At 46.8% G+C, this 18494-nt stretch carries 11 protein-coding genes; 2 read left to right on the forward strand and 9 right to left on the reverse strand.

Features of this window, described 5'->3' with window-relative positions; translation table 11 throughout:
• Positions 1–82: 82 nt before the first annotated feature.
• Positions 83–1732 carry a DUF6377 domain-containing protein gene (locus HC965_RS04320; protein WP_191030300.1) on the reverse strand — a complete coding sequence of 550 codons (1650 nt, stop codon included), beginning with the start codon at positions 1730–1732 and terminating at the stop codon, positions 83–85.
• Between the two features lie 189 nt (positions 1733–1921).
• Here HC965_RS04320 and HC965_RS04325 point away from each other — a divergent pair, with 189 nt between their 5' ends.
• Entirely contained in the window at positions 1922–2494 is a 573-nt protein-coding gene (locus HC965_RS04325; RefSeq protein ID WP_191030301.1) for a DNA-3-methyladenine glycosylase I, read from the forward strand.
• A 205-nt stretch (positions 2495–2699) separates the two neighbouring features.
• Here HC965_RS04325 and HC965_RS04330 read toward each other — a convergent pair whose 3' ends face one another.
• The 8 genes from HC965_RS04330 to HC965_RS04365 form a co-directional block, all read right to left on the reverse strand.
• The gene (locus HC965_RS04330; protein WP_191030302.1) at positions 2700–3623 is read right to left on the reverse strand and encodes an AraC family transcriptional regulator; all 924 of its coding nucleotides are present in this window, start codon (positions 3621–3623) and stop codon (positions 2700–2702) included.
• Positions 3624–3690: 67 nt separating this feature from the next.
• Positions 3691–4215 carry an RICIN domain-containing protein gene (locus HC965_RS04335; RefSeq protein ID WP_191030303.1) on the reverse strand — a complete coding sequence of 175 codons (525 nt, stop codon included), beginning with the start codon at positions 4213–4215 and terminating at the stop codon, positions 3691–3693.
• Positions 4212–5075, reverse strand: coding sequence for an SDR family NAD(P)-dependent oxidoreductase (locus tag HC965_RS04340; RefSeq protein WP_191030304.1), 864 nt, complete (start codon positions 5073–5075; stop codon positions 4212–4214). The genes HC965_RS04335 and HC965_RS04340 overlap by 4 nt, the downstream gene beginning before the upstream one ends.
• 481 nt (positions 5076–5556) lie before the next feature.
• Positions 5557–7761 (reverse strand): glycoside hydrolase family 2 protein, encoded by a 2205-nt coding sequence (locus HC965_RS04345; RefSeq protein WP_191030305.1) that lies wholly within the window; start codon positions 7759–7761, stop codon positions 5557–5559.
• 5 nt (positions 7762–7766) lie between these two features.
• The gene (locus HC965_RS04350; protein WP_191030306.1) at positions 7767–9434 is read right to left on the reverse strand and encodes an arylsulfatase; all 1668 of its coding nucleotides are present in this window, start codon (positions 9432–9434) and stop codon (positions 7767–7769) included.
• The gene (locus HC965_RS04355) at positions 9431–10561 is read right to left on the reverse strand and encodes a family 43 glycosylhydrolase (protein WP_191030307.1); all 1131 of its coding nucleotides are present in this window, start codon (positions 10559–10561) and stop codon (positions 9431–9433) included. Before HC965_RS04355 ends, HC965_RS04350 begins: the two co-directional genes overlap by 4 nt.
• Positions 10562–10584: 23 nt before the next feature.
• Entirely contained in the window at positions 10585–12156 is a 1572-nt protein-coding gene (locus HC965_RS04360) for a sulfatase (RefSeq protein WP_191030308.1), read from the reverse strand.
• A gap of 8 nt (positions 12157–12164) precedes the next feature.
• Positions 12165–14216, reverse strand: coding sequence for an alpha-L-arabinofuranosidase C-terminal domain-containing protein (locus HC965_RS04365; RefSeq protein WP_191030309.1), 2052 nt, complete (start codon positions 14214–14216; stop codon positions 12165–12167).
• 208 nt (positions 14217–14424) lie between these two features.
• Between HC965_RS04365 and HC965_RS04370 the strand changes: the two genes are divergently transcribed.
• Positions 14425–18435 (forward strand): two-component regulator propeller domain-containing protein, encoded by a 4011-nt coding sequence (locus HC965_RS04370; RefSeq protein WP_191030722.1) that lies wholly within the window; start codon positions 14425–14427, stop codon positions 18433–18435.
• The last annotated feature ends 59 nt before the right edge of the window (positions 18436–18494 follow it).

Consider the following 18494-nt stretch of genomic DNA (forward strand, 5'->3'; position numbering starts at 1 on the left):
TTTATACAGTTTCTCACAGTATAAACCACTAAGAATAAGAACGTTATAAAACAGCAGTCAGACTAAAAAAGTAGTGGTTTTCTTACTCTTCCACCTTCCCTATTTTCATTACTTTAGTTTCAAATTCATCTCTTTCTCCCAAAGCTTTGTTGCGGACACGTGTCCGGTAATTATAAATGGTAGTCACGGAGTAACGGAGGAATTGCGCTATTTTAGTGCTGTCCGTGATTCCCAATCGGATAAGGGCAAAGATGCGGAGTTCGGTGTTCAGCAGTTCTCCCGGTTTGGGTTGCATCGGTTCGGTAAGCAGGGCATTAAATTCGTCTACGAAGTTAGGAAAGAGTTGCAGGAAGGTCATGTCGAAGTTGGCATAGAACTCTTTCAATTCTTCGTCGAGGAATTGAGAGGATTTTATGGCTTTATAAAGCTCTTCCACTCTGCCGGCGGCGGCAATTTTATTCAGGGAGCGGCGGTATAAGTCCATCTTATCCAGGTAGGCGGAACATTGGTCCATGTAGCGGCCGATATATTCTTCCTTGATATAGTTTGCTTCCGAGAGCGTATGGTTCATTTCTTTCAGTTGCGAGTTGGAGTCGTGCAGTTCTTCGTTCAGTTCTTGCAGGAGCGTGTTGGTGTCAATGACTTCGCGGCGGGCGGCGGCTACTTTCTTCATCTGCTTGTACACAAAGAAGATAGCTACCAGTAGAAATACGGAAAGCAGGCTGATACAAATCAGGGAAGTCTTCATTTCCCGTTGCTGGCGTTCCGTTTTTAATTGGTAGGCTTTGTCGATAATGGGAAAGACTTGCGAGATTTCCAGGGTACGAAGGCGGGCATTGCAGAGAGTGGCATCTTCCAGGGAACATTTCAGATAGTTGTAAGCACGGTCGATATCTCCGTCCTCGTAGACGAGCGACGCGAGCTTCCGCAAAGAAACATATTCTTTTACTGCCGATTTCAGGTCGGCAATAGCCGAAAGAGCCAGGTAATGCTTTTGTCCTTTCTTATCTCCTTTCAAACGGTAGGCTTCCGAAAGCGTATAGGTTATCATGGCTTGTGCATGAGCATCCAAAAAGGGTTTCTTGTAGAAGTCTGCCAACATATGTATTGCCTGGTCATATTGTGCATGAACTGTGCATTTATCCGCCATTACCAATACATGACCTAAAGAATCGGATACATTGGTTTGTAGAAGAGAGTCACGGTATAAGTCCGTCATGCGGTAATACTCTTTTTTGGCTTTTGCCGTGACGGCATAATCGCCCATCAACCCATAAATAGTACGGTATAAATGATAATAATAGGAATACAGATAATCGGGCAAAGTTTTCTTGTCAATCTCTCCCAATAGTTCAAGCGCTTCTTTATACATTCCGGTAGTTCCCATCACTTCCGCCATATTCATGGCAGAATCATCCAGGTAATCCGGTTTGTTCAGACGGTGTGCCAAGTCCTGTTTCCGCTGGGCGTAGACAAAAGACGAATCCAGGTTATAAGCCCGGTATTCATCGAAAAGACGTCCGCAGAATCCATATCGCTGTTCGTCGGAAGTGGACTCAACCAATAATTTCTTTAAGTCAGCAATACGCACCTCTTTCTCCGCTCCATAAGTCTGGCGGTTCTTGATGATGCCGTCAATCTCACGGAGTAACGCATCGGTACTCTTATTGTCTTTTGCAGAAAGCAAAGCGGGAAGGAGAATTGTCACAAGAATCAAAATAACTTTTTTCATAGGGCGTATGTATTATATTGCAAAGATAAAAGTCTTTCAGAAACTTTCTGCTTTCAAACAAAAGATTGTAGTTATATAAATCATAATTTACCCCTGCGGGTAGTTTTCGGAAATAATAAACTGATAAATATTTGGCACGACACTGTGAATCAGCTATCTTTACACACACTATTACAAAATGTTATGCATATGCAAGATATAATAAACGGACGTTGCGGTTGGTGCGGAACTGACGAACTATATGTGAAATACCACGACCAGGAGTGGGGAAAATTGGTGACAGACGATAAAACGCTGTTCGAGTTTCTTGTGTTGGAGAGTGCCCAAGCCGGATTGAGTTGGATAACTATCCTTAGAAAGCGTGAGGGGTATCGCAAAGCCTTTTGTGATTTCGATGCTACGCTGGTGGCGCAAATGACCGATGAAGACGTGGAGCGGTTGATGCAGTTTGAGGGCATTGTGAAAAACCGCCTGAAAATCAAATCGACCATCACCAATGCCAGGCAATTTCTCGCCCTGCAAAAGGAGTTCGGCAGTTTTTATAATTACACACTGACATTCTTTCCCGACGGAAAACCGATTGTCAATACTTTCCGTTCATTGAGTGAGATTCCGGTGTCGTCTCCCGAATCCGATGCCATGAGCAAAGATATGAAAAAACGAGGATTCAAATTCTTCGGTTCTACGATTTGTTACGCCCACTTGCAGGCTTCGGGGTTTATCAACGACCATTTGACGGACTGCGCTTGCCGGGCAAAATAAAAGTAACACTTGTTTTCCTGATAAGATGCGGGATAGGTTGCAATAAGCTACTTTATTATAAACATAATAATTATGTTTATAATAATCATATCTATAATAATCAGTATGGCAGTTATTAATAAGCCTTTTTACCGTAGGTGGATACATATCACCTCATTATTCTTGTGACCTTATATATCCTCATTGATGCTTCATTGATGCTTTTTTAGTTCGTGTTACGAAACTCGACAGGGGTTTGTCCGGTCTTACTTTTAAACAAACGACTAAAGTATTGCGGGTACTCAAATCCGAGAGCATAGGCTATTTCGTTCACGGACAAGTTGGTGGTCAGCAACAGATTTTTCGCTCGTTCAATCAGGTGGGCATGGATGTGTTGCTGTGTATTCAATCCTGTCAGATTACGAAGTAAATCGCTCAAATAATGCGTGGACATCGCCAACTGCGAAGCAATATCGTTGGCAGTAATGAGTTTGTCTTTATCATTTTCAAAATGACTATGGAGCACGGATTGAAAGCGTGTCAATACATCTGATTCGACACTGTTTCGTGTCCGGAACTGCCGTGTATAAAAGCGTTCGGAGTAGTTCAGCAATACGTCCAGTTGGGAAACGATTATATCCTGTGTATGTTCGTCTATATTCTGTTTGTATTCGTTTTCGATACTTTCCATTATCCCCTCGATCATCGACCGTTCCGCATCGGACATATGCAGGGCTTCGTTCGTTTCATAGGAAAAGAACTTTAACTTGTCGATTTTCGTTCCCAATGGATACTTGCGGATAAAATCAGGGTGGAATGCTAACAGCCAACCCCATCTGCCGGAATTTTCTGTTTTCTCATTCCAAGAGTGTATCTGCCCCGGAGCGAAGAAATTTATTGTTCCTTTCTTAAAATCATAATCACGCCAACCGTATTTTGAGTTACAGGTGGAGCCGTCTTTTATTGTAACGGTGTACAGGTTAAGCTGTACAGGGTTTCCTATAGGAATAAACTCCTTAACATCCGTCAGCCGATTAATACTTATCAGCGGATGATTAGCGGACGGACAACCAAAGAGTTCTGTATATTCTTCAATTGTATTTATTTTGATTAGTTGGCTATCGCCGATTTTCAGTTCGTTGGATTCCATTATCTAAATCATTTATTCGTTTGACATTCACAAATATAGTATATTTTATTATTCCATAAATATCACACTAAATAATAGGGGTTTGCCGTATCAACCTCCACTGCTGATTGTTAGAATCCTGCCGGGGCATAAGAATTATATCTGAATTATTTTCGTCAGAAGTGGTGGTAAGATATAGCTCAGTATCTTTTAAACGTATCAGATAAGTTTCATCCGATCGTTTGATAAACTCCCAATATTGTAAACGACTGCCGCCTAATGTTTGTTGCCATAAACCCATACCCGATTCGGGCGTCGCTGACGGTTCGAAAGTTTTTTGAGTATAGAGGTTTTTGAGCAGATATGCATCCTTATCCAATTCAATCATCTGCCACGTCAGGCACTCCCAATTATTATGACTGTATGAGATAATCTTTGTGCCATCGCCATTTCCGGCGTTATATGGGCGGAGACATTTATCCGTTCCTACATTTTGTATCGCATAGGTATTTGCATAATTCTGTTTCTTTTGTATGTCTTTGATAATTCTCGGTGCGAAAACGCCCGTTGCAAGTATTATCAAGGCAAGCAGACTAAAAAATGCTATTTTCATAAGTACGGTTTTATGAGGTTCATACTGTAATTCCAAACTATCTGTTCATTTTCCGGCGAATAATACTTTTCACTAGGCTTTTCCTCTCCTTTGAGTCCGTAATATTTACCCGTGACACCCTCCAATTCGGGAAAGGTTGCCGCATAGATACTGCTGGCGGCTCCCTGTGCGGCTGTTTTCATAAGGGGCTTCCAAAGGAAATAAATAATCTTTGTCCCCAATGATTTTGTGGATTCCCGACCGAGATTTGATGTTGCCGATGCAGGGTGTACCGTATTGAATGTGATATTATTGATGCCTGCCTTTTTCATTTCAGTCACAAAGTGTCGCATTATCCAAATTACATAAAGCTTCGACAAGCCGTATGACTTACCCATAGAATAGTTATTATTCAACTCGATATCGTTCAGGTCAGGTTTACCTGCCATTTTATGCGCAGCCGAAGCAACGGTAACCACGCGTGCAGACTGGCTTTTCCTCAACAGGGACAGCAGAAGTATTGTCAAGAGCATCGGTGCAAAAACATTGATTGTCATTGTTTTTTCGTGTCCCTCAACAGTCGTTTCCCTTTTTCCTGTAAACTGTGCCCCTGCATTATTTACAAGCACGTCCAAACGGTCGTATTTCTGCTTTATTTTGTCAGCGAAATTGCGGACTTCGGCAAGCGACAGAAAATCGGCTGTCAGATATTCAATTTTATCGTTGCCCGATTCCGCTTTGACCTCTTCGCATGCGGATTTTGTTTTTTGCGGATTGCGACCGTGCATAATGATTATATGCCCTCGCTTTGCCAATGCTTTGGCAGTTTCTTTTCCGATGCCATCTGATGCTCCGGTAATGAGAATGATTTTATTTTCCATATCTGTCCTATTTAGGCTTAATAATAAGCAAAAGTACAAGTCTTCATTAAATAGGTAACTAAACAAAACGGAGATAGTTGGATACAAAACGGAGCTATCTAGCAAATACTTGACGGTAACTACTGAAAATATAGAATAGAGTTGATAGATAAATAATGCCACCTGTAGGGAAGTCAAAGAGGAGATGTAGGCAAACTATTTGTTTCCTACCTTGAAACAAACAGTTTCATGCCTTGAAACAAAGTGTTCCTCACCGTGAAACAAAGTGTTTCAAGCGTTGAAACAAAATGTTTCATCCTATTGAAACAGCTTGAAACTACACAGTGGCAGATACTTTTATCTGCCACCATCTTACACAGGTATCTGCCACCCTATTAATGCACTATATTTCAACGCAATACAGTGGCATTAGTGTAAGGTGGCAGATACTTTTTGTTTTTCAACTTTATGGTAGAACTAATAAAGTGAAAAACGAGTCTGACTAATAAGCTCTCAATCCATAATCGAATCTCATCTTCTTGGTATCCTGCACTTCAATCTTCAACAGGTTACTGCCTTTTCGCAGATAGCGGCTGTAATCGCTGATATTGTATTGATTATATTGCCTGGTCTGCTTGGCTTCCTGCGCAAAAACCTCTACGCCGTTCAGCCAAACCTTTGCTTCTCCGGTAATATTCAGCCATAAAGACAAGTGGTTGAAATCCTTATCCACATTAAAAGTAGCTTCGGATACTATGGTGGAACGAGGGGGACACTCGAAAGGTAAGGAAGTCATTTTCAGTTCCTGACCATTCACGCTGACAAGGCGGGTGTTCTTGCTTCCGTTCTGACTGTCTGCAATCAGGGTAACCGCTTTCACGGGATTGATTTCATACAAACGGTTGTGCATCAGATGTAATAAGCCTTCCGGTATTTTGGTAATTTTGCGGTCGTAGGTAATCAAGCCGTTCACTTCGCCTTCCACATCGGTGGTCTGCGTATAGACTGCCGCGCTCAATCCCTGGGCAATCAGTGTTTCCAAGTCATATACCAGGCGACCGTAGCTGTCGATAAGAGCCATTGCACCGTCTATATTCTTGTATCCCCAGTTTCTCATGTTCGGATTCCATATATGCTCGTTTATCGCCCATCCATAACCACCGAACTCTCCCAAAACGGAAATGCGGTTACCGTTGTTCTCCGGCAGAATCATCGAAGTGACCGGATAATTGTGCACATCGTACATATCGCCGACCCCCCTGTCCGTCCAGCCGGTAACTCCGTTTATCAGACGTGAATCATCGTACTTTATCACCTTATTTACAATTTCCACCGTATTGTGCTGTCCCCATCCTTCATTGAACACTACCCAAGTAGTAATACAAGAATAGAAACGCAGACGGTCTATCATCTCGAACATCTCTTTTTGCCATTGGCGGCTATGTTCTTCGGGAGCGTTCCAGTCCGTGGCAGCAAGCGGAGTCACGTGCTCCTCTTTCTTTCTCGACGTAGCAAAACCGGAAACCATGTCTTGCCACATCATCAGTCCGAGCGAATCGGCGTAGTAATAATACTGCTCCGGTTCTATCTTGATATGCTTGCGAATCATATTGAATCCCATCTTCTTCAACTGCACCATATCCCACAACATCGCTTCTTCGGAAGGAGGAGTCAACAACCCGTCCGGCCACCAACCCTGGTCGAGCGGGCCATACTGGAAAACAGGCTCGTTATTCAAACAGATGCGGTTATATCCGCAGGCATCCTGACGAATATCCACTTTTCGTAAGGTGAAATAACTCTTTACGTTGTCCAGTACACGCCCTTTATCGGATAGGATAATGTTCATATGATAAAGTTTCGGAGATTCCGGCGACCATAAAACAGCATTCGGAACGTCTATCTCGACAACATCACGCAATTTCCGTTCTACCGTCTTGATGACTTTCCCCTCATCCAGTACTTCTATCTTCACTTCTTCACTGCCTTTAGCTCCCGCCACGTCAAAATCCAGTTTGACGGATTTCTTTTCAATATCTGCCAAAGGGAGTACCTGGCGGATATACGTCTTATCCACCGCTTCCAGCCAAACCGTCTGCCATATACCCGATACGGGAGTGTACCAAATACCTTCCTGGTTGAGTTGCTGCTTGCCACGGGAAATGGATTCCGTATCCGTAGGGTCGGTGACCGCTACTTCGATGGTTTGCGCGCCGCTCTTCTTCAGATAGTTGGTAATATCGAACGAAAACGGATTATTACCGCCTTTATGAGTACCGACCAGGCGGTTATTCACCCATACCTGACATTCATAATCCACCGCACCGAAATGCAGGATAGTCAATTTGTTCTTCCAGGAAGCATCCGGTGTGAACTCGCGCTGATACCATAGTTTGTCCGAAGGAAGGAAAGTTCTGTGCACGCCCGACAAAGACGATTCTATCGCAAACGGCACAAGGATTTCCCCGTCGAAAGAAACACTCTTGCGGGTGGCTTCCTTATCCGTCACGGCATATTTCCACAATCCGTTCAGGTTGAGCCATTCCGCACGCTGCAACTGTGGTCTGGGATAGCTCTGCCACACATTATCGGGCGTCACCTGTTCAGCCCACACTGTTTTTATTTTATCTCCTTTGGGTTCCCATGCATGGGTAAACACCTGCGACATGGCACCTAAGGCCAAAGTAAGTAAGATTCTCTTATCCATAAGCATTAGCGGGTTTTATATTCTTTAAAATCTTTCCGTCGATTCTTATTGTACGTGTTCCACATCTTTTGGAAATACAGGACATCGCTCTTGTCCGCCCATTCGAAGTAGGCGGCTTCCAGTTCTTTAGCCATAGCGGGATGCTTGTCAATCAGGTTGTGCTGCTCGGTGCGGTCTTGCCTGATATTGTACAATTCCCATTCGTCCCCTTTGAAGTTGGCGGAAACCAGTTTCCAGTCGCCCTTGCGCACCATGCGGTTGCCTTCGTGCTCGGCATAGACATATCTTTCGGGCATCTTCTTTCCTTTCACAATGGGAAGGATGGATTTTCCCGGTGTAGGGAGAATGGTTCTTCCCTGATATTCCTTCGGGTAAGCAGCTCCCGCCAGTTCCACGCAAGTGGACATGATGTCGGAGAATTGCGCAGGCTGGTGGTCTATCCTGCCTTTGTTCTTTATATGGTTGCCCCAGGAGACGATGCACGGAGTAGAGATACCGCCTTCATGTGCATAATGTTTATACAGCGAGAAAGGTGTGCAACCAACGTTTGCCCAACCCGTTCCGTAATGATGATACGTGCCCGGCAACCCCATTTGGTCGAGTTCTTCGCCTGTATGCGTGTGATATTCGGTTCCGGTCTGCTTGTCGAAGCCAAATTCGTGCCATTCGGCACAAGCTCCGTTATCGGACATGAACATGATAAATGTATTGTCCAATTCTCCGTTTTTCTCCAGCTCATCGACTACGCGGCCGATGTTCATATCCATGATATCCACCATAGCGGCAAAAATAGACATACGGCGTGCCAGGTCGGTCTGCTGCGCCTTTGTCAGCGAGTCCCATGCGGGCAGCGGATGTGTTTCATCCTCAAAGAGACTTTCGGGAATGACACCACGGGGGCTGAGTTCCGGCTTTCCTTGCAGAAGTTTCAGGTCGACAATCCGCTTCCAGCGTTCGTCACGAATCTTGTCCCAGCCCTGCATATAGACAGACATATACTTATCCGTCACCTCTTTAGGCGCATGCAACGGGAAGTGGGGGGCATTGTATGCCAGATACAGAAATAAGGGTTTCTTCTCCTGATGAGCCTGGTCTATGAAGTCAATCGCATAGTCCGTTATCACGTTCGTAGCGTAGAATGTTCCTTCTTCGTACTGTCTCGGTGTGCGGTCTTTCGGCAAACGGGTATATACCGCCGGATTCCAAAAGGAGTTGAAGCCGCCCAAGAGTCCGTAGTACTCCTGAAAACCTCTATGAATCGGATTCGACTTATTCCCCAAATGCCACTTTCCGGACATAGCCGTGAAGTAACCGGCCTCTTTCAGCACTTCCGCAATCGTGACATTGTCCGAATCGGAACGGAAGCCGGAATAGCCTTTCGGCCATGCAGGATGACTGCCGTCCATATGTCCCAGCCCCGTCTGATGCGGGTAAAGCCCCGTCAGCAAGTTGGCACGGGACGGGCAACTGCGTGCACTGTTATACATCTGCGTCATACGGACGCCGTTCTTTGCCAGTTTATCGAGTACCGGCGTATGAATCTCACCGCCGAAGCAGCCGAGGTCGGAGAAACCCAGGTCGTCTGCCAGTATGACTATAATATTCGGTTTCTCCTGGGCATGAGCCATCGCGCCCAGTGCCAAGCCGCCTGCTATCAATAAGGAAGTTTTCATTTTGTCTTATAATTAAAATTGGGTTTGAATTTACCATTCTCATACAGCATCGGAATCAATCCGGGACGGCACGTCACTTTGTACTCCGCCGCCTGCGCTCCGCGCGGATTGAAGAACATCGTAGCCCACCAGTTTCCATCCTTATCCTGGAAAAGATTGTTGTGTCCGCCGCCTGTGATTGCGTTGTAACGTTCGCTGTACGGGCCATATACATTGTCGGCGGTGGCTATGATGCAGTCATAGCTATACCGTGTCTTGGGTGAGGTGACTCCCTTTTTCTCTACATACGTATCCCCCTCTGCCGTGCGATGCGACCATATCGCCTGTACCAGATGGTATTTATTGTCATACTTGAAGATGAAAGCTCCCTCAACGTACGGTTCAGGCCGGAAGTTCTTCTCCTTCAGTGTCTTCAGTTCTTCGGCAAATCCGCTCATGTCCGGTTTCATGCGGGCGATATAATGATTGTGTCCTACGAAATATACCGTGCCGTCCGTATCTTCAAACAGGCTTCCGTCGATGTTGGGGTAGATGGCTTTGTCCTTGTTTCCTTCGATGTTCTCGTAAGGGCCTTCCGGCTTGCCCGTGGTGCTCCGCAAGATAAAAGAACCCCGTCCGCCTGCCGACTCATTCATGCAAGCCACGATAAACCAGTTCTTCACGCTTTTGATGTAATGCATCTCCGGTGCCCATACCGCATGGAAACGGTTGTCCATCGGGTCGTTATTGATAGACTTCTTCTGATATTTCTCTCCTGCCTTATACACTTTCGGCTTCTGTTGCCAGGTACCGTCTTTCTCCATCGACCATATCCGTCCTCTCGCTTCCCAGGTTTTCATGTCCTGCGAACGCCAGAGATACAAGCCGTCGTTCCAGTCCCAGCAATGCCGCTGTCCGGGGAAGTAACGGTCGGGGGTGGAAGTGGTTCCTGTGATATAATAATATCCGTCGGGGCCGAGGATAGCCCAGGTGTCCCGCATCCAATAGTCAAATGCCGGTTCTACAGATTTCGGAACACGTAGTTCCGGAGCGTTCGTATCCGCCGTTCCATATAACTGCGCTGATGCCGTACAGATAAAAGTAAATCCTGTAAGCAATATCAATCCTAATCGCAAAATCAATTTCATATATTCCAGTTTTTATGTTTACGCTATCTTTTCGTTCCTTGTTGTTCCGGCTGAAGATAATTATACGGATTCTGTTTGAAGTGATACCGCTTTTGAGGAAGGGGCAGCGGGTCTTGCAGACGCAGTTCCCATGCCAGCAGCTTCGTCAGAAGTTCTGTCCGGACAGTGATGTATTTCTTCTCGCCGAAGAGATTATGAATCTCCGAAGGGTCTTTCTTCAGGTTATAAAGTTCGCCGTGACCGTAGTTGTCCATCACCAGTTTCCAGTCGTCTTTCCTAATCATACGCGAGGTGCCGCTCTGCGTCCAGGTGTTGAGTTCGTCAAAGTGAGCTATCTTACCCGGAGTCAGCGCGCCTTCCTGCTCGAAGGTGAGAGAAGCGTCCAGGCCGACATTGGCTCCGCCGAAGCCTTGCTGCACGACGATACTGGAAAATTCTTCTTTGGGATACGCCTTCCCGGTCAGCATTGGCCACAAGCTGCGTCCCTGCACTCCTGCCGGAATCTCTGCGCCGATAGCGGAACAGAACGTCGGGAAAAGGTCGGCTATCGACACATGACCGTCCATAGGGGCAGACTGATTCTTTATCTGATAACCCGCCCATACCATCGGGATACGTGCCAGGCTTTCCGAAAGTCCGGCTCCCTTGCGGATTAATCCGTACTCTCCCCAGTAGTCGCCGTGGTCTGACAGTACTACGAAGAGGGTGTTTTCGTATTGTCCGCTGGCTTTCAGTGATTCAATCAGTCTCTTTATCTGGTCGTCTATCAGGCGAATCATCCCGATGTAGTTGGCACGGAGACGGGGCAAGTCCTGTTCCAGGTTCGGGCAGGACGCGTCTTCCAGTTCCGCCAGGATTTGATATTTCTCTCCCTTCTTTGACAGGTCTTTGCGGGAAGTCCGCAGGGCGGGAAGCTTGTCGGGTGAGAACATGGAATAATAAGGTTCGCATACCTGATAGGGATTATGAGGTTCGGGGAAAGATACCCATACAAAGAAAGGATTCTCTTTCTGCTGCCCAATCCATGCCAATGCGTCGTTGACTATCTCCGTAGGATGCTGTTTCTCCACAGGAATCGGAGACGGGTCGAGCCATTGCCCCCTCGCCTGCTGATTCAGGAAGCGGGCGCTCTCCTTATCCGCAGCGGTGGTCTTTTTATTCTTTCCCCAATGTCCGTATTCAGACCAAAAGTCGAGGTCGGCAGGTTTCAGGTAGGAATGGTTCTTGCCGACCAAAGCCGTTTTGTAACCGTTTTCTTTCAAGACTCCTACCAGGTCTTGTTTGAAGTAAATATCCGGGATATTGTGGTTCGTACGTACATGGGTGGCGGAGGGGAAGCGTCCGGTGAACATGGAACAGCGTGCCGGAGAACTTGCCGGAGCTACGGTGTATGCCTTGTCGAACCATACGTTTTCTTGTGCCAGCCGGTCTACATACGGGGTGATGTCCAGAGGAAAACCTTCCCTGCCGCATAAGTCGGCACGCTGCTGGTCGGTCATGATTACTACAATATTCGGTTTGCCGGTTTGTGCCATCAATGACATGGACAAGCTCTGTATGGCTATTCCTGTCAGGCAAAAGGCTGTATTTCTCATAATGGCTGTTATTTAAAACGATATACAATCATGGAAGCGGCTTCGAGTTCCAACGGCTGGCTCAAGTCCAGCGTGGTGTCGGCTTCCGCGGGTTTTACTTCATTCGGGGTGTCGGGAATGTTCTCCTTACCCGGGGTTAGAAGCAGGCTTGTCATGTGAGCCTTTACCGGACGCTTGAAGCCGGAGACTTCGGGGCGGAGGGTGACTTTCTTATCTTGCAGGTTTATCAGTTTCAGGATATACTGCTTGGTGGCGGTGTCATATCCCATCGTAACGAAGATGTTCTGCAAGCCTTCCATATCTTTAATAGATGCGTCCAGGCATACATCGAACGTATTATCCCTGAACATCTTCGACAGGTAGAAGAAGGAAGTCTTTATGCTACTGTCGACGCCGTTAATCAGCATCGGCAGGAAAATGCGGTGTTCGAGGAAGTCCCAGTGCCTCATCACGGGACGTTCGGCAAAGAGAGGATTCAAATCGCCGTTGCGTTCCATCGACATGCGGACTGCTCCGGTAGCCAGGAGGTTATAAGGGAATTTTCCGTCAATTCCCAGTTCGCCGATAAATACGTCGGCCACTCCGCGCTTGTAGTTGTCGAAGCGGTAGTGTTGCTTGCACGCCCACTCGATGGACTGGTAAAAATGTTCATCGAATACTTTCACGTTTTTGGGGTTGACGAAGTTCGCAATGTCTTTCCGCTTGTCGTTGTTCTCTTTGCCGATGATACTGTTGGCAATATAAATCAAGTCGGGATATTCGGCGGATAATGCCTGGTAAATCTTCTCGTAACGTTCCCAATATACAGGGCCGAAATCTTCATTTCCAATCTCTACATATTTCAGTGGGAAAGGGGCGGGATGCCCGTTCCGGGCACGTTCGGCTCCCCATCGGGTATTCGTGTCACCGATGGCGTATTCGATAGCGTCCAGTGCGTCCTGGATATAAGCATCCAAGTCCACTTCGGGTTGCTGGAAGTTCCAGCGGGTGGTTTGTTTTACCCAGCCGGTGCAAACCATGCCGGTAGGCAGCACATACATCGCGTCGGCTCCCGTATATTCGCACAGTTCATAAAATTCGTGATAACCGATTCCGTCGGTACGGTAATAGGGCGCCCATTTGCTCCATTGTCCCGGGCGGTTCTCGATAGGTCCCAGTGTTTTCTTCCAGTGATACATGGTTTCTTCGTTCACTCCGTGCACGATGCATCCACCCGGAAAACGGATAAAGCTGGGGGAAAAGTCTTTCAGGTTCTGAACAATGTCTTTGCGGAATACGGATTTTCCATCGTTCCAGGTGTCGGAAGGGAACAGGGAGACAACATCCATCTGAAATTGTCCTTTCGTCACGGGTTGTATGGCAAGCATTCCCCGTTGGACGTTCTTTTCCGGTTTCAGTTCTCCGGTAAATTTCGTCCAGTCACGCCCTTCGACTTTCAGTTCGATTATATTGCTGACCTTTTTTCCCTGTTCATCGACCAGGAAGATGCGCAGCGGAGCCGAGTAGTTCCTGTTTTTCAGAAACAGAGACAGGCGGTAGGATGCGTTGGTATTCAGGCTCATTCCATAATATCCGCGGTTGAGAATCATTGCTCCGGGGTGATTGGCGATGTCGCCCGTTACATTGACCAGCATGGAATATTTATTTTCTTCGCTCATCGGCTCGTTCTCCGTGCGGCTGACAAAGACAGGGGCGTAAGACAGCGGATAAGTAGTCCATCCTATCAGCGGATCGACTGCAAATACTTTCTTTTCCCTTGCGCGGGGAGCGGGTACGTTTTCATAAAGCCCGTTCTTTATGGATAATCCGGCAGGCGGTGTGGCTTCCTCAAACGAGCGGTTGCGCACCATTTCGGCGTGCAGGGCGCCTTCTCCCATCATTCCGATTTCCTCATAGTGGAAGCCGTACTTCACAGGGGCTACTTTATGTGTCTTTGATTTGTTGATATACAATGTTCCGTCGGGAGAGCCGGAAGAAGAAAAACCGTTCCCATATGCCAAAGGCAATGTGAGAAGCAGACCGATACTCAAAGCAAAGGATTTTAATGTCGGATGATTCATAGCATTTGTTTTTAGAGTTTCACACTACAAATGTGGCTTTTTATATCCAGGAATAACAGAACAATAGTGCTTAATAACTGCAATCATGTATAAAAAATAACCGACAGGACACAAACTGAACATATGTACTGCCCGTTTGAACAATCTTACGACTGTGCGAAACAAAAAAAACGTATCTTTGGTCATGAAATCAAATCCAGAGAAAGCTATGAGAACCATCCTCCGCAAAAACGTGCTCTTATTCAGTCTCATGCTCTTGTATGCAAGCATATCCACAGGGCAAATCCAATACAACAACATACGTTTCAAGCAGTTGAGTATAGCCGAAGGGCTTCCGCATAGTACGATTAATGCCATCGCGCAGGACAATCACGGCTTTATGTGGTTCGGCACGCGCAACGGTTTATGCCGGTTCGACGGGTATAATATCTCGCTCTTTGCGCACGATGATGCCGACAGCACTTCGCTCTGCCACGATTTCATCACCCGCCTGTACAATGACTCGCTCCGCAATGTCCTGTGGGTATCTACTGACCAGGGGATTTGCAGTTACAACTACCGGACGGAGGATTTCACCCGCTATCAGATTAAAGGTAATACCAAAGACGATGTCTGTTTCCTGAATACCAGCGGACGGGTACTCCTGGCGGCATGCAGCAACGGACTGTACCGCTACGACGAAGCGGACAGCCTGTTTGTCCCCTATTTATTCAATGACGGAAAGACGCAGGTCAGGTACTTCGCAGAGGATGGGGACAAGACTTTATGGATGAATACGAACGAAGGGTTATTAAAATACAGCCTGGAGCAGCAGCAATTTATCCCGCTGCCAGCATTGCTCCAACCTTTCGCGGCAAGCTGTAACAACGCCATCCTTATCTCTCCCAACCAACTTCTGTTCAATACGAACAACGATTTTTTCATCTATCATATCCCAAGCAACACACTGTGCAATCTCTCGAAAGATCTCAATGTGAAAGACTTCCGGTGTGCGTCGATGGATTATACCGGTAATATATGGATAGGTACGGAATACGGCATTTTCGTATTCAACAAGCTCTACCAGCAGATTGCGCACTACGAGCAATCCGAACGGGATTTAAGTGCGCTGAACGACTCGCCCATCTACAGCCTTTATCAGGACAAAGCCCATAATATGTGGGTTGGAACGTATTTCGGCGGAGTCAATTATTATATATTCGGTGCCGACCAGTTCCAAATATATCCCTACGGAAGCAGTTCCAACCATCTCAGCGGAAAAGCGGTACGCCAAATCATCAATGCCCCGGGCAACGGACTGTATATCGCCACCGAAGACGGCGGATTGAACTACCTGAACGAAAAAAAGGAGATTACCCGCGCCGAACGGCTCCACAAGCAGATGCAGATATACGCCAAAAACATACACTCTTTATGGCTCGACAAGGATAACAGCCTTTGGATAGGACTGTTCCTGAAGGGTGCTCTTCACTATATGCCGCAATCGAACCGGACGGTCGATTATAACCTGCTGTCCAACGAAGTCTCTTCGGGTTTCTGCATCATCGAGGATAAAAACGACCATATCTGGTATGGTGGACCTTCGGGATTGTTCCTGATAGACAAGAAGAAGGCGAACGCCCGCCCGGAAAAAGTGGCGCCTCTCCGGGTGATGAACCTGGCTGTCTTCAACGACAGCATATTGTGGGCAGGTACGCGAAAAGGCAGTATATTCCAAATCAACACACGTACCCTGAAAGTAACCTCGCTCCCGATATTGCCGCACACCGACCTTTACGTGACCTATATCTACCCGGACTCACATCAACGGATATGGATAGGAACCGATAACGACGGACTCTACGTATCCGACCGTAACGGAAGCATCATCGCCTCTTACAGCAAAGCCCAACTGGGTTCGAGTGCTATCAAAGGTATTATCGAAGATGAAATGAACAACATTTGGGTAGGAACCGGCAGCGGACTCTGCCGCATCAATCCCCAAACGCAAACGGCAGACCGCTACACGGTGGCGGACGGACTTCCCATCAACCAGTTCAACTACTCATCCGCCTGCAAGAAGCCCGACGGAGAACTTTACTTCGGCACTATCAACGGCATGATTTCTTTCTACCCCGAACAGGTACGTTCCGTCAACCCGCACTTCAACATCGCACTGACCGGCATATGGAGCAACAGTGACTATATGTCGCCCAACAACGAGAAGGCCGCTATCCCCTCGTCCATCTCCGAACTGACGGAAATCACCCTGACGCACGAGCAAGCCCAGTCCCTGCGTCTCGAATACTCAGGACTGAACTACCAATATACCTACAACACCCAGTACGCCATGAAAATGGAAGGAATCGACAAAGACTGGCAGTTTGTCGGCAATCAGCATCAGGTACGTTTCTCCAACTTACCGTCGGGAAAGTATATCTTGAAAATAAAAGCCAGTAAGGACGGAGTCCATTGGGACGAGCAAGGGCAGAAGAACCTGGCAATCAGAGTCCTTCCTCCTTGGTGGCTGTCGCCGTGGGCATACTTCGTCTATGCGCTGATTTCCTTATTAATCATCTACGCTGCTTACAGATATACCAAGACGCGTATCATCCTGCTCATGCGACTGAAAACGGAACATGAACAGCGAGTCAACATGGAGAACATGAACCAACAGAAAATAAACTTCTTCACTTATATCTCCCATGACCTGAAAACTCCGTTGACACTGATCCTGTCTCCTCTCCAACGACTGATTCAGCAACCGCAAATCAGCAATAACGACAAGGAGAAACTGACGGTTATCTACCGCAATGCCAACCGGATGAATTATCTGATTAACGAGCTGCTTACATTCAGTAAGATAGAGATGAAGCAGATGCATATCAGTGTCCGCAAAGGCGATATCATGCATTTCCTGGAGGAATTGTCGCATATCTTCGACATGGTGGCCGGAGAAAGGGAAATCGACTTTATCGTCAACCTGGAAGAAACCGAAGAAGAGGTATGGTTCTCTCCGTCCAAGCTGGAACGGATTCTTTATAACCTGCTCTCAAACGCATTCAAATATACGCAGCCCGGCGGATTCGTCTGGTTAAGCGCCAAACTGATAAAGAATGAGAACGGCACGTTCGTACAAATCTCCGTGAAGGACAACGGCAGGGGAATCCCGCCCAAAGCCCGGGAGCAGATATTCGAAAGTTACTATCAGGTAGAGAAGCGCGACCACCGGGAAGGTTTCGGCCTGGGATTGTCGCTCACCCGTTCGCTCATACATATGCATAAAGGTGAAATCCACGTAGAGAGCGAAGTCAACAAGGGTTCGGAATTTATCGTCACCCTGAATGTATCGGAAAATGCCTACGCCCCGGATGAACGTTCTTCTGAAAACATCACGACCGAAGAGATACAGAAGTATAACCAGCGAATCAAGGAAACCATCGAACTAATCCCCGAAAAGCTGACTAATAAGGAGAAAGACCCTGGCAGGGAGTCTATTATGATTGTAGAGGACAACAAAGAAATGAATGACTATCTGACCAGCATATTCAGCGATAAATATGATATTATCCGTGCGTACAACGGAGCGGAAGCCTGCAAGAAGATAGCGAAACAACTACCCGACCTTATCATTTCGGACTTAATGATGCCCGTCATGGACGGACTGGAATTTACCGCCCACGTCAAGCAGGAAGTGATGACCAGCCATATCCCCGTCATTCTCCTGACTGCCAAGACGGACGAGAACGACCACACGGAAGGGTATCTGCGCGGAGCCGATGCGTATATCACCAAACCTTTCAACGCCAAGAACCTGGAACTGCTGGTGCAGAATATCCAAAAGAGCCGGAAACAGAACATCGAGCACTTCAAACAGGCGGAAGAACTGAATATCAAGCAAATCACCAACAACCCGCGGGATGAAATATTTATGAAAGAACTGGTTGAATTGATTATGGCGAATCTGACGAAAGAGGATTTCGGAGTAACGGAAATCACAGCGCATCTCCGTATCAGCCGCAGCCTGCTGCATATGAAGCTGAAATCGCTCACCGGATGCTCCATCACCCAATTTATGCGGACTATCAAGATGAAAGAGGCAAAGACGCATTTACTAAACGGCATGAATGTCTCGGAAGCGTCGTTCGCTGTCGGCATATCAGACCCGAATTACTTCACGAAATGCTTTAAGAAAGAGTTTAATCTCACTCCGACGGAGTTTCTTAAACAGTTGAAGTAATCTGCCGAAATAACTGCCACTGGTAAATCTCCTTATACTCAACAATGTTTGAAGATGAC

The organism is Bacteroides sp. GM023, assembly GCF_014750685.1.
In the GTDB taxonomy this organism is placed as follows: Bacteria; Bacteroidota; Bacteroidia; order Bacteroidales; family Bacteroidaceae; genus Bacteroides.

What these genes read in the sequence shown, in the direction of transcription:
- HC965_RS04320 (WP_191030300.1), bottom strand. Translation starts at nt 1,732, where the DNA reads ATGAAAAAAGTTATTTTGATTCTTGTGACAATTCTCCTTCCCGCTTTG.
- HC965_RS04325 (WP_191030301.1), top strand. Translation starts at nt 1,922, where the DNA reads ATGCAAGATATAATAAACGGACGTTGCGGTTGGTGCGGAACTGACGAA.
- HC965_RS04330 (WP_191030302.1), bottom strand. Translation starts at nt 3,623, where the DNA reads ATGGAATCCAACGAACTGAAAATCGGCGATAGCCAACTAATCAAAATA.
- HC965_RS04335 (WP_191030303.1), bottom strand. Translation starts at nt 4,215, where the DNA reads ATGAAAATAGCATTTTTTAGTCTGCTTGCCTTGATAATACTTGCAACG.
- HC965_RS04340 (WP_191030304.1), bottom strand. Translation starts at nt 5,075, where the DNA reads ATGGAAAATAAAATCATTCTCATTACCGGAGCATCAGATGGCATCGGA.
- HC965_RS04345 (WP_191030305.1), bottom strand. Translation starts at nt 7,761, where the DNA reads ATGGATAAGAGAATCTTACTTACTTTGGCCTTAGGTGCCATGTCGCAG.
- HC965_RS04350 (WP_191030306.1), bottom strand. Translation starts at nt 9,434, where the DNA reads ATGAAAACTTCCTTATTGATAGCAGGCGGCTTGGCACTGGGCGCGATG.
- HC965_RS04355 (WP_191030307.1), bottom strand. Translation starts at nt 10,561, where the DNA reads ATGAAATTGATTTTGCGATTAGGATTGATATTGCTTACAGGATTTACT.
- HC965_RS04360 (WP_191030308.1), bottom strand. Translation starts at nt 12,156, where the DNA reads ATGAGAAATACAGCCTTTTGCCTGACAGGAATAGCCATACAGAGCTTG.
- HC965_RS04365 (WP_191030309.1), bottom strand. Translation starts at nt 14,216, where the DNA reads ATGAATCATCCGACATTAAAATCCTTTGCTTTGAGTATCGGTCTGCTT.
- HC965_RS04370 (WP_191030722.1), top strand. Translation starts at nt 14,425, where the DNA reads ATGAGAACCATCCTCCGCAAAAACGTGCTCTTATTCAGTCTCATGCTC.